At 70.3% G+C, this 11876-nt stretch carries 15 protein-coding genes; 1 reads left to right on the forward strand and 14 read right to left on the reverse strand.

Features of this window, described 5'->3' with window-relative positions; translation table 11 throughout:
- Position 1: 1 nt before the first annotated feature.
- From ACTWJ9_RS08750 to ACTWJ9_RS08810, 13 genes are all read right to left on the reverse strand, one after another.
- Positions 2-403, reverse strand: coding sequence for a YraN family protein (locus ACTWJ9_RS08750; protein ID WP_279333619.1), 402 nt, complete (start codon positions 401-403; stop codon positions 2-4).
- A gap of 98 nt (positions 404-501) precedes the next feature.
- Positions 502-810, reverse strand: a complete 309-nt coding sequence (locus ACTWJ9_RS08755) for a DUF2469 domain-containing protein (RefSeq protein ID WP_003965949.1) — start codon at positions 808-810, stop codon at positions 502-504.
- A 106-nt stretch (positions 811-916) separates the two neighbouring features.
- On the reverse strand, positions 917-1441 hold the full coding sequence (locus ACTWJ9_RS08760; protein WP_279333647.1) for an NUDIX hydrolase: 525 nt from the start codon (positions 1439-1441) through the stop codon (positions 917-919).
- The gene (gene lepB, locus ACTWJ9_RS08765) at positions 1431-2210 is read right to left on the reverse strand and encodes a signal peptidase I (RefSeq protein ID WP_279333648.1); all 780 of its coding nucleotides are present in this window, start codon (positions 2208-2210) and stop codon (positions 1431-1433) included. Before lepB (ACTWJ9_RS08765) ends, ACTWJ9_RS08760 begins: the two co-directional genes overlap by 11 nt.
- 55 nt (positions 2211-2265) lie before the next feature.
- Complete coding sequence (gene lepB / locus ACTWJ9_RS08770; protein ID WP_279333649.1) at positions 2266-3246, reverse strand: signal peptidase I; 981 nt, start codon at positions 3244-3246, stop codon at positions 2266-2268.
- Positions 3134-4228 carry a signal peptidase I gene (lepB, locus tag ACTWJ9_RS08775; RefSeq protein ID WP_279333651.1) on the reverse strand — a complete coding sequence of 365 codons (1095 nt, stop codon included), beginning with the start codon at positions 4226-4228 and terminating at the stop codon, positions 3134-3136. The genes lepB (ACTWJ9_RS08770) and lepB (ACTWJ9_RS08775) overlap by 113 nt, the downstream gene beginning before the upstream one ends.
- Positions 4221-4961 (reverse strand): signal peptidase I, encoded by a 741-nt coding sequence (gene lepB, locus ACTWJ9_RS08780; protein ID WP_279333652.1) that lies wholly within the window; start codon positions 4959-4961, stop codon positions 4221-4223. Before lepB (ACTWJ9_RS08780) ends, lepB (ACTWJ9_RS08775) begins: the two co-directional genes overlap by 8 nt.
- 45 nt (positions 4962-5006) lie before the next feature.
- Positions 5007-5357 (reverse strand): 50S ribosomal protein L19, encoded by a 351-nt coding sequence (gene rplS / locus ACTWJ9_RS08785; protein WP_279333654.1) that lies wholly within the window; start codon positions 5355-5357, stop codon positions 5007-5009.
- Positions 5358-5490: 133 nt separating this feature from the next.
- A complete protein-coding gene (gene trmD / locus ACTWJ9_RS08790) occupies positions 5491-6324 on the reverse strand; it encodes a tRNA (guanosine(37)-N1)-methyltransferase TrmD (protein ID WP_279333656.1) in 834 nt (277 codons plus the stop codon).
- Positions 6324-6926 (reverse strand): ribosome maturation factor RimM, encoded by a 603-nt coding sequence (gene rimM, locus ACTWJ9_RS08795; protein WP_279333658.1) that lies wholly within the window; start codon positions 6924-6926, stop codon positions 6324-6326. The genes trmD and rimM overlap by 1 nt, the downstream gene beginning before the upstream one ends.
- Positions 6927-7007: 81 nt before the next feature.
- A complete protein-coding gene (locus ACTWJ9_RS08800) occupies positions 7008-7247 on the reverse strand; it encodes an RNA-binding protein (RefSeq protein WP_055597159.1) in 240 nt (79 codons plus the stop codon).
- A 2-nt stretch (positions 7248-7249) separates the two neighbouring features.
- Positions 7250-7678: a 30S ribosomal protein S16 gene (gene rpsP, locus ACTWJ9_RS08805; RefSeq protein ID WP_279333660.1), complete on the reverse strand. Its 429-nt coding sequence runs from the start codon at positions 7676-7678 to the stop codon at positions 7250-7252.
- A 341-nt stretch (positions 7679-8019) separates the two neighbouring features.
- Positions 8020-8622, reverse strand: coding sequence for a hypothetical protein (locus ACTWJ9_RS08810; protein WP_279333661.1), 603 nt, complete (start codon positions 8620-8622; stop codon positions 8020-8022).
- A 628-nt stretch (positions 8623-9250) separates the two neighbouring features.
- Here ACTWJ9_RS08810 and ACTWJ9_RS08815 point away from each other — a divergent pair.
- Entirely contained in the window at positions 9251-10138 is an 888-nt protein-coding gene (locus ACTWJ9_RS08815; protein ID WP_279333662.1) for a methyltransferase domain-containing protein, read from the forward strand.
- Positions 10139-10169: 31 nt separating this feature from the next.
- Here ACTWJ9_RS08815 and ffh read toward each other — a convergent pair whose 3' ends face one another.
- Positions 10170-11720, reverse strand: coding sequence for a signal recognition particle protein (ffh, locus tag ACTWJ9_RS08820; protein ID WP_279333663.1), 1551 nt, complete (start codon positions 11718-11720; stop codon positions 10170-10172).
- Positions 11721-11876: the final 156 nt, after the last annotated feature.

The following is an 11876-nucleotide window of genomic DNA, read 5'->3' on the forward strand; positions in this document are numbered from 1 at the left end:
CTCAGGCCACCCCCCGGACGTGCTCGACCCGGGGCGCGCCCCGCTCCGGCAGCAGGACGCCGATCAGGTCGATGCGGACGCCACCGGGCGGTGCTCCCCCGTGTACCTGGAGCCAGCGCTGTGCCAGGTCCCGCAGGCGGCTCGCCTTGGCGGCGTCGACGGCCGCCATGGGGTGCTGGAAGGACACGGCCCTGCGGGTCTTCACCTCGCAGACGACGAGGACGTCTCCGTCCCTGGCCACGATGTCGATCTCGCCGGTTCTGCCGCAGCGCCAGTTGCGTTCCAAAACCGTCATTCCGGCCTGCGCCAGCCGCCGCGCGGCCAGCGCCTCGCCGTACCTGCCGAGTGCGCTGCGTGCCTGCTGGGTGTTCATGTCGGCACCACCTCCGGCGCCAACCGTCACGCAGTCGGCCGCCCGAAGTGGATCTTGGTGGACAACCCGGCGGTTGTGGACAACTCCGTCACCCGCCAGGGGCCCCCGTCACCCGCCCAGAGCTCCTGTCACCCGCCGGGCAGCTCCAGATCGCTCTTGTTGAGCTCCTCGATGTTCACGTCCTTGAAGGTGAGGACGCGCACCTGTTTCACGAACCTGGCCGGCCGGTACATGTCCCAGACCCAGGCATCCGCCATGGACACCTCGAAGAACACCTCGCCCTGGACCGAGTGCACCTGCATCTCGTAGTCGTTGGTCAGGTAGAAGCGACGCTCGGTCTCGATCACGTATTTGAACAGACCGACGACGTCGCGGTACTCCCGGTAGAGCTTGAGCTCCATCTCGGTCTCGTACTTCTCGAGGTCCTCGGCGCTCATGGCATGTTCCCCTTCACCCGTGCGATCCCACCATTGTGCGCCAGCCCCAGGGGCCCCCGTTCCCCGAAGCCGGTCTGCCCTGCCGGACAGGTCTTGGGGCCTTTCGCTAGACGATCTCGGTGTCGAGGGTCACGGGTCCGGCCGGAGGGCCCTCCTCGAGCAGCGTGCGCAGCAGTTCGGCGAGTCTGGTCGGATACACCGTCTCATGTGCCCGCGCCAGTTCCGGGTACGTCCACCAGCGCACTCCGGCGACACTGCGCCGCTCCAGTTCGGTCAGCGCCGTGGCTCCGGTGGCCGTCCGGGTGGTACGGGCGAGGTAGTACCACTCGTCCTGGTGCCAGCGGCGGCCCGCGAACGGGAAGGAGCACTGCCGCCGCCACAGCACGGGCCCCAGCTCCACCTCGGTGATGCCGGTCTCCTCCGCGAGTTCCCGCAGCGCGGCCTGTTCCCGGGTCTCGTCGCCCTCCAGGCCGCCACCGGGTGTGAACCACCAGTCGTCGGCCGGGTCGTCCGGCTCGTGGCCGTGCAGCAGCAGGATGCGGTCCCGCGGGTCGAGCAGCACCACGCGGGCGACCCTGCGCGGCCCGCCGTCGTGGGAGTCCCCGGCCGGGCGGGCCGGCTCAGCGGCCACCGGACACCCCCGCGTCCGCCTTCCGCGCCCGGGAGGCTCCGGCCCGCCCGGCGAGGGGGCCGTACGCGGCACCGCCGAAGATGAGTACCGTGCCGGCGATCACCAGGGCGACGACCGTCCGCAGCGGCCCCGGCGAAGAGAGGGCGCCGAGCTCCTCGAAGCCGGTGGGGGCCTTCAGCATGCCCTCCATCGGCCAGACCACGGCGTCGACCCTGGCCTGGACGGCTCCGCGGGAGACGGTGCCGTGCGCGGCGTCGGTGAGACGGGAGGTGGAGTCCACGGAACCGGCGCGCTCGTCACCGAGCAGGAACAGCCGGCCCTCCGGCACGGTCACCTCCGGGAAGCCGCCGAACCCGGCCACCTCGTCCTCGGAGAGGTACGGTTCGTCGATCTTCGTGCCGTTGACCTTCAGCCGACCGTCCTCACAGCAGGAGACGGTGTCCCCGCCGACGGCGACCACCCGCTTGAGGACCGGTACGTCCGCCCAGTTCGTGTCCTGGAAGACCACGACGTCACCGCGGCGGACGTCACCGCTGTCGATGCGCTGGGCCAGCACCCGGTCACCGGCGCCGATCGTCGGCGCCATCGAGGTGGTGGGCACGGTGTACGGCCGGTACACGACCGCTCCCCAGGCGAACCCGCCGAGGAAGAGCACCATGCCCAGCGCCACGGCCAGCGAGGACAGCCGCTGCCCGGTCCGGCCGCCCGCCGGGCCCCGGCCCGCACCGCCGCCCCGCGAAGCCGTACGCGTCGTGCTCCGACCAGTCATGGACGGCACCCTACCCGGCGGTACCGAGCCGGGTCAGCCCTCTTCTCGGCGGCGCTCAGCGCTCGCCGCCACCACCGGACCTGCGCCGCCACAGCACCAGTGGCACGGCGCCCACCAGCGCGACCCCCTGGGGCGCCACCGACAGGGCCGCCCCGGCCGACGCCTCGTTGTTCAGCGCGGGCTGGTCGAAGGTGTCCGGGACCTCGAGGTAGTCCCAGCGGTTGACCGGCCAGCCGATGACGACGGCACGGCCGACGACTTCCCGCACCGGGACCATGCCCTTGTTCTTGTCGGCCTGGTTGTACCGGGAGTCCCGGGAGTTCTGCCGGTGGTCGCCCATGACCCAGATGTGGCCCTCGGGCACCTCGACCCTGAACTGGCCGCCCTGGTCGTCCTGGCTGCACGGGGTGTTGCCCGGGTAGACGTACGCCGCCTCGTTCAGGGCGACGCCGTTGACCGTCAGCGGCCCGGTGCCCTTGCACTCGACGATGTCCCCGCCGACCCCGACGACCCGCTTGATCAGGTCCTTCTCCTCCGCGGACGGCATCAGACCGATCCAGCTGAGGACCTTCTGCAGCGCGTTGGGGTCCGGCGTCGGCTCGCCCGCCAGCCAGTTGTCGGGGTCGTGGAAGACCACCACCTCGCCGCGCTCGGGCTCGGAACCGAACCAGGGGGTGAGCTTGTCGACCATGACGCGGTCACCCTGCTGGAGGGTGTTCTGCATCGAGTCCGACGGAATCGAGAACGCCTGCAGCAGGAACGTCTTGATCAGCAGCGCCAGCACCAGCGCGATACCGATCAGGATGGGCAGTTCCTTCCAGAAGGAGCGTGGCTTCTTCTCCTGGCGGGGCGGTTCGCCCGGCCCCTGGTCCCCGTTCCTCGTGCGGTAGTCACTCACGCTGTCCTCCTCGGCCGCCGGGGAGTCATTCCCGAGGGCCGCGGCGCTGTCCTCGGCCGGGACGTCCGGCCCCGCGGACCGATCGCGGTGCTCCTCGCCGTCGGCTCCGGATCGTGCGCCAACCGCCACATCCCCCACGCCAGCTCCTCACGCTGTGCCGCCGCCTGCCCCATGCGCGGCGCAGGCCCACCACTCCCATAACGAGCGGGAGTTCCGCAGGAGTCGGGAGCTGGATCATTCCGTTCGAATGGTCCTGGGCAACCCTATGCGACAGCGGAGCGGCAGTGGTCGACCCGCGTGTCGGGTCCGCCACGGACGCATAGGTTTTCGGCTCGTCCAGAGTGTTCCAGTGAGCGAACGGCCAGGCGATGACCATGGCCCGGCCCACCACCTCCTCCTCGGAGACGGTACCGCCGTAGTCGGTGTCCTGGTGGGAACGGGAGTCGGCGGAGTTGGACCGGTGGTCGCCCATCACCCACAGGCGCCCCTCGGGCACGGTGACCTCGAACGGCGTCGTGGACGGGGCGTTGCCCGGGTAGAGGTAGTCGCCCTCCTCCAGGGGTACGCCGTTGACGGTGACCCGGCCCTGTGTGTCGCAGCACTTGACCTGGTCGCCGCCGACTCCGACGACCCGCTTGATGAGGTCCTTCTCGTTCTCCGACGGCAGCAGCCCGATGAAGGTGAGCCCGTCCTTGACCTGCTTGACGCCGACCGGGTCGTCCCTCGTGGGAGTGGTCTGCTCGTCCTCCAGCCAGCCGCCGGGGTCCTTGAACACGACGACGTCCCCGCGCTGCGGCTTGGAGCCGAACCACGGGGTGAGCTTGTCGACCAGGACGCGGTCGCCGATCTGGATCGTCTGCTCCATGGAGCCGGACGGGATGACGAAGGCCTGGACGAGGAACGTCTTCAGCACCAGCGCGATCACGACGGCGACCCCGATCAGCAGCGGTATCTCCTTGACCGCGCTCTGCCTGCGCCGCCGCTTGACCTTCCGCTGGAGCTTGCGCCGGTCGGCCCGGCTCCGCCCGTCGGCCGCGCTGACCGTGCGGCGTACGCCGGTGGGCAGCAGGTTCTCCGCGGCGCTCACCGGGCCGCCGCGAGGTTTGCCGCGGTTACCCATGGGCCCCCTCCCCGAGGTGCGCAGCGTTCGTCCCCGGTGCCGGCACGCGCGCGTAGGCGTCGGGGCGGTGCAGCCGGGTGGTGCGGTCGAAGGGCGAGACGATCCAGTCGGCGCGGCCGATCACCGCGCTCACCGGGACCATGCCGCCGCCGGGCGATCCGAGACGGTCGCGGGAGTCGCTGGAGTCGCCGCGGTGATCGCCGAGGACGAACAGACGTCCCTCGGGCACGACGACGTCGAAGGGTACGGTGGACGCGCTCTCGCCGGGGAACAGGAAGCCCGACTCGTCGACCGACCGGCCGTTCACCCGGATCCTCCCCTCCCTGTCGCAGCAGACCACACGGTCTCCGCCCACACCGACAACGCGCTTGATGTAGTCGGTGTCCCCGAAATACCCGGTGCCGTCGAACACCACCACGTCGCCGCGTTGCGGCCCGGCTCCGAAACGGTATGCCAACTTCAGTACGAGAACGCGGTCCCCGTCCCTCAACGAGGGTTCCATCGATCCGCTGGGGATCTGGAACGGCCGCGCCACGAACGTGCTGAGCACGAACAGGAGCAGCAGCACCGACAGCAGGGTCGCGGTGATCCACCCTCCGGGGAGCCCGCCCACGAGACGCGGCGCCAACGAGGAACGCGACCGTTCCTCCTGACCCGGGGCCTCCGAGGTGTCCTCGGGTCCGGCCGGGTGGGAGGAGCGGTCGCGCTCTGTCGGCTGTGCTTCGGTGTCCATCGAGGCCAGATGTTATCCGGCCCCGGGCTCACCTCGGAAAAACGCTCAGTTCTCGCGCTTCTCCTTGATCTTCGCCGCCTTGCCGCGCAGCTCGCGCAGGTAGTACAGCTTGGCGCGACGGACGTCACCCTTGGTGACGAGCTCGATCTTCTCCACGATCGGGGTGTGCACCGGGAAGGTGCGCTCGACGCCGACGGAGAAGGAGACCTTGCGGACCGTGAAGGTCTCGCGCACGCCGGCACCCTGGCGGCGGATCACCACGCCCTTGAACTGCTGCACACGAGTGCGGTTGCCCTCGATGACGCGCACGTGGACGTTGACGGTGTCACCGGGACGGAAGGCCGGGATGTCGCTGCGCAGCGACGCGGAGTCGACGGAGTCGAGCAGGTGAGACATTTCGTCTGCTTTCTTCGCTGATGCCGCAGGTCATCAACGGCAACTAGAGGTTCGGATCTCGGGTGTGCGGTGCGGGGCGGGCGTCGTGTCCCCCTGCGGCAGGGGCGCACGCCGGACGGCGCACAACAGCGGCCTATTGTTCCACGCCGCCGGTCCTGCGCCAAAATCGTCCGTGGGGTTCCCCCTCCGGGTCCGGTTCCCAGCCCAGGATGGAGAGCATCTCGCGGTCCTTCTTGTCGAAGGCCCCCGGATCGCAGCGCTCGATGAGGTCGGGCCGGTGCGCGGTGGTGCGCCTGAGCGCCTCGTCGCGCCGCCAGCGGGCGATCTTCCCGTGGTGCCCGCTGAGCAGCACCTCGGGGATCCCCCGGCCCCGCCAGACGGGCGGCTTGGTGTGGACGGGCCCTTCCAGGAGGCTCGCCATCGCGCCCGGGGCGAAGGAGTCGTCCCGGTGGGACTCGGCGTTGCCCAGGACACCGGGCAGCAGCCGGGCCACCGCCTCGGTGATCACGAGGACGGCCGCCTCGCCGCCGGCCAGGACGTAGTCGCCGATGGACACCTCGTGGACGGGCACACGGGTCGCGTACTCGTCGACGACGCGCCGGTCGATGCCCTCGTAACGGGCCGGGGTGAAGATCAGCCAGGGGCACTCGGAGAGCTGGACAGCGAGTTCCTGGGTGAAGGGACGGCCGCTGGGAGTGGGGACGATCAGGGCGGGTTCGTGGGCACCGGCCTCATAGCCGTCCGCCAGGACCTCGTCGAGCGCCTCGCCCCACGGTTCGGTCTTCATGACCATGCCGGGGCCGCCGCCGTACGGGGTGTCGTCGACGGTGTGGTGCCGGTCGTGGGTCCACGAGCGGAGGTCGTGCACCTGGACGTCCAGCTGTCCCCGTGCGCGTGCCTTGCCCACGAGGGAGACGTTCAGCGGTTCGAGGTACTCGGGGAAGATGGTGACGACGTCGAGCCGCATCATGCCTCGTCCCGCGACGAGACGCCGTGGTCAGCACCCTGTTCAGCGCCGTGGTCAGCGCCGTGGTCATCAGCGAACTCGTCCTCGGCACCCCGGTCGTCGATCAGGCCCGGCGGCGGGTCGATGACCGCGCGCTGCTCCTCGAGGTCGATCCCGGTGACGATCTGCTCCACGAACGGCACGAACACCTCACTGCCGTCGGGGCGTTCCACCACGAACAGGTCCTGCGTCGGCAGGTGGGAGATCTCGGTGATCCGGCCGACGTGCTGCCCGTCCTCGGTGACGACGTCCAGGTCGATCAGCTGATGGTCGTAGTACTCGTCCTCGTCCTCGGGCTGCTCGTCCGGGTCGACCTCGGCGATGAGCAGGGTGTTGCGCAGCGCCTCGGCACCGGTGCGGTCGCGGACGCCCTCGAAACGCAGCAGGAGACGACCGCTGTGCACCCGGCCGGTCTCGATGGTGAGCGGACCGGCGGTGGCGGGATCGGTGGCCAGGACGGCGCCGGGCCCGAGCCGCAGCTCCGGCTCGTCGGTGCGGACCTCCACGGTGACCTCGCCCTTGATGCCGTGAGCACGGCCGATGCGAGCGACTACCAGCTGCACTGTGCTTGATCTCCTGTCGTACGACGACGGGCCGGGGACGGCCCTGAGGCCCTCCCCGGCCCGAGCCGGTTGCGCTGAGCGTCAGCGGACGTGGTCCACGTCGACGAGGTCGACACGGACACCGCGGCCGCCGATGGCGCCCACGACGGTCCGCAGAGCGCGTGCGGTGCGGCCGTTGCGGCCGATCACCTTGCCGAGGTCGTCCGGGTGGACCCGGACCTCGAGCACCCGCCCGCGGCGCAGGTCGCGCGAGGCGACCTGCACATCGTCAGGATGGTCGACGATGCCCTTCACGAGGTGCTCGAGAGCCTCCTCGAGCATGCTCAGGCCTCGGTCGACGCAGACGAGGAGGACTCAGCGGCGGCCTCGTCCTTCTTCTCCGCCTTCTTCTTCTGGGTGATCGCCTCACCCTTGCCCTCGTCCTCGCCGCCGAACGCGTCGAACGACGGGCGCTCGGCCTTCTCGGCCGGCTGCAGCAGCGGGGCCGGGGCGGGCTCGCCCTTGAACTTCTGCCAGTCGCCGGTCTTCTTGAGGATGGCCATCACGGGCTCGGTCGGCTGGGCGCCGACACCGAGCCAGTACGCCACACGCTCGGCGTCGACCTCCATCACCGACGGGTTGTACGTCGGGTGGTACTTGCCGATCTCCTCGATGGCCCGGCCGTCACGGCGGGTACGGGAGTCGGCGACGATGATGCGGTAGTGAGGCGAACGGATCTTGCCCAGACGCTTCAGCTTGATCTTGACTGCCACGGGAGTGAGTTCTCCTGGATTGACGTGGTGGGGCACGGCGGGACGGCCGCGTGGGGTTGCGGTACCCGAGTGCCCGATGGACGCGTCAGCCGGAGGCGAGAGGGTTCCTGTGCGGCTGTCGAGTACAGCTAGTCATTGTGCCACACCCCGCGGGGCGCCCGGGACCGCGGGCCCGCACGCGGGCAGCCCTCGGCCCCGCCCGGCGCGACGCGGTGGCGCCGTCACGCCGGGCGGGGCCGCCCTGCGGCACGACCGGCCCCGAAGCGGCGTGCGGAACGACACCCGCACGCCCCCGGAGCCCGTCCCGACGCGGCCGGCACCCACGAGATGCCGGGTCGTCGTCAGCTCGCCGCCGAGGCCACCGCCTCAGGGATCCTGAACGGCTTGCCGCAGCCGCCGCAGACGATGGGGGCCTGGGCCAGCACCGACGGGACGACGCGCACATTGCGACCGCAGTCGCAGACGGCCTTGACGCGCACACCACCGCCGGACGAACCGTGCCGTGCCGCCGGACCTCGGAAGCTGCGGGCGGTGTCGCCCGCGGTCGCGGCGGAATGTGCCTTCAGGGCGCGCTGGAGACGCTCCGTCGTCGGGCGGTAGCGGCGCTTCGCCTCCGGGGTGAGTGCGACCAGCGAGAAGCCGCTGCTGGGATGTGGCTCGTCGGGATGGTCCAGGCCCAGTTCCTCGGCGATCGCGAGGAAACGACGGTTGTGGTAGCGGCCGGCGCGGGAGGTGTCGCGTACGCCGCGCGCGGCGGCGACGCCATGGACTGCCTCATGCAGCAGTCGTTCGAAGGAGAGTTCGTGACCGCACGCGGACGACGACTCCCCGATCAGGGACTCGGGCGCGGCAAGATCGGGCAGCTCGGAGTGGTACCGCTGAATATCGGCCCACGCCTGCGCCAGTTCTGCGGCGAGTACAGGTGGTGTCTGTGTCGTGCTCACGTAATGACAACGAGCCGGGGTGCCTCTGTGTTCCGATTCCGGGGCATCCCAAATATTTTGCCCTTACCCGTCAGTACCCGCTCATGCGTCCCGACCACGGGCGGGTGCGCTGATCTGCGGAGAAGCCTCGCAGCTCACCTCAAGGTGGTGCGTAGGCCGACGTACAGCGCCCTCCGGCCCGGCGCGTACGCGGGGCCCGCGCGCCGGTGCGTCTGCGGTCCACGGGTACGCAAGGGGCGTTTCGGCCGCTCTCCCGCGGCGGAGCACCCCGGTCCGGTGGACGGGTGCCACGACGCCCGGTGGACGGGTGCCACGACCGTGACGTTACCGGGTCCGCCGGCGGCACCCGACACCGGCCCGGACCTTATGGGCGGACGCGACCGGACACGGCCGGACACGACCTCGATCAGGGGTTTGCGGACCTTGGCCGGAACCGGCTCATCGCCCCGTGATTGCCGGAATGTGAGTTCTTGCCACTGGCACGAGCGACTCCCAAACCACCGCCCCGTTCCACTGGACGCCGGGGCGGGGGCGGAGTTTCCTGGCATACGGGGGAACGCTGGCGCACTGCACGGGGGTCACGTAGTCAGGCATGGCGGCAACTCTCGGCTGATTGGGGCGCTCACCTATGACACCTACGCTCGTGGGGCAGCACCTTCCTCGTACGGGACACGGTCCTGTCGGACACGGTCCTACGGGGCACGGTCCTCGCGTGGACCGGCGGGCACGCGCGCGCGACTGGTCCGAGATACAGGAGAGGATGCTCGTACCGCTCTACGAGGCCGTCTACCGGCGGCTGGACGTGGGGCCCGCGACACGGCTGCTCGGCCTCGGCTGCGGTTCGGGGCTCGCCCTGCTGATGGCGGCCTCCCGGGGCGCCGCGGTCACCGGTGTCGACACCTCGTCCGACCGGCTGGCCCACGCGCGCGAACGGCTGCGGCCCGCCGGGCGGAAGCCACGCGCACCTGGGCGCGCGGACACCCGGATCGTTGACGGCTCCCCCGGGGCGGCCCGGACGGACACCACCGGGTACACCGTGGTGACCGCCTTCGAACCGATCGGCTGCCGCGCCGGCGACGCGGAGGAACTGGGGGCGCTGCTCGCCGAGGCAACGCCGCTCGCCGGACGCGGAGCGGCCGTGGTCCTCACCGGCTGGGGCCCGCCGGAGCGGTGCGCCACGGCGTCCGTGCTCCGGGTCGCCACCCGGCTGGCGGAACCGGTGCGCGGCACGGGCACCTGGCGCCCCGCGCACCGCGACGATCTGGAGCAGGTCGCCCAGCGCGCGGGCCTTCGGCCGGACGGCTCGGGAAGGGTGGCATGCCCCTTCGGGTACGCCGACGTGAACAGTGCCGTACGGGGACTGCTCTCGACGGGACTGTTCGACCCGGCGATCACCGCGACGGACCAGGTGCAGGTGCACAAGGAACTCGCCGAGGCACTGCACCCGTACCAGCGGCAGGACGGCACCGTGTGGATGCCGAACGTGTTCCGGTACCTGATCGCACGGACGCCCTGACACCGGCACGGGGCCGCCGGCCGCGGACTTCTCAGCCCATGAACTTCTTGAACTCGTCGGGCAGCTCGAAGTCCTGGCCGCCCTGCTGCGGCAGCCCGAAGGCGTTGCCGCCCTCCGCGGCCGCCGCGCGGCGCTCGGCCTCCTCCTGCTCCTGCTGCTTGCGCTTCATCGGGTTGCCGGAGCGCTGCTTGCCCTTGGCCTGCTTCTGCTTCTTCTTCTGCCGGCCGGGACCGCCGCCCATGCCCGGCATCCCGGGCATCCCCGGCATGCCGCCGCCCTGGGCCATGCGGGACATCATCTTCCGCGCCTCGAAGAACCGCTCGACCAGATTCTTCACGGCGCTGACCTCGACACCGGAGCCCTTGGCGATACGGGCACGGCGCGAGCCGTTGATGATCGTCGGCTCCTGGCGCTCGGCCGGGGTCATCGACTTGATGATCGCGGCGGTGCGGTCGACGTCCCGCTCGTCCAGGTTGTTGATCTGGTCCTTGATCTGCCCCATGCCGGGCAGCATGCCGAGCAGCTTCGAGATGCTGCCCATTTTCCTGACCTGCTCCATCTGGGCCAGGAAGTCGTCCAGGGTGAAGTCCTGGCCCTTCTTGGACGCCAGCTTGGAGGCCATCTGGGCGGCCTCTTCCTGGCTGAAGGTCTTCTCCGCCTGCTCGATCAGGGTGAGCAGGTCACCCATGTCGAGGATGCGGGAGGCCATCCGGTCCGGGTGGAAGGCGTCGAATTCGTCGAGCTTCTCACCGTTCGACGCGAACATGATCGGCTTGCCGGTGACCTGACGGATCGACAGCGCCGCACCACCGCGGGCGTCACCGTCGAGCTTGGAGAGCACCACGCCGTCGAAGCCGACGCCGTCGCGGAACGCCTCGGCGGTGTTGACGGCGTCCTGACCGATCATCGCGTCGACGACGAACAGGATCTCGTCGGGGCTGACGGCGTCCCTGATGTCCGCGGCCTGCTGCATCATCTCCTGGTCGACGCCCAGGCGGCCGGCGGTGTCCACGATCACGATGTCGTGGACCTTGGTCTTCGCGAACTCGATGGAGTCCTTGGCGACCTTCACCGGGTCGCCCACGCCGTTGCCCGGCTCGGGCGCGTAGACGGCGACACCCGCGCGCTCGGCGACGACGCTCAGCTGGTTGACGGCGTTGGGGCGCTGGAGGTCGGCGGCGACCAGCACCGGCGAGTGCCCCTGGTCCTTGAGCCACTTGCCGAGCTTGCCCGCGAGGGTGGTCTTACCGGCACCCTGCAGACCGGCCAGCATGATCACGGTCGGCGGCTGCTTGGCGAAGCGCAGCCGACGGGTCTCGCCGCCGAGCACGTGGACGAGCTCGTCATTGACGATCTTGAGGACCTGCTGGGCGGGATTCAGCGCCTTGGAGACCTCGGCGCCGAGCGAGCGCTCCTTGACGTTCTTGATGAACGTACGGACGACCGGCAGGGCCACGTCCGCTTCCAGCAGAGCGATGCGGATCTCACGCGCCGTGGCGTCGATGTCCGCTTCGCTCAGCCGGCCTTTTCCGCGGAGGTTTTTGAAGGTCGCGCTGAGGCGGTCGGAGAGAGTATCGAACACGGCGGCGTCGGTCCTCGGGGTCGGGAGCGGAACTGGGCTGCCCTCCAGAGTATCCGGCCCGGCAAGCAAATCGTCCCTGCCCGCTACGGAGAGCGGTCAGGGACGAAATCCCCGCATCGGCGGGGAGCAGAGAATTCCGAGCAGGTTGGACATCGA

Origin of the sequence: Streptomyces sp. GDS52 (assembly GCF_052246875.1) — a bacterium.
Lineage (GTDB): Bacteria > Actinomycetota > Actinomycetes > Streptomycetales > Streptomycetaceae > Streptomyces > Streptomyces cathayae.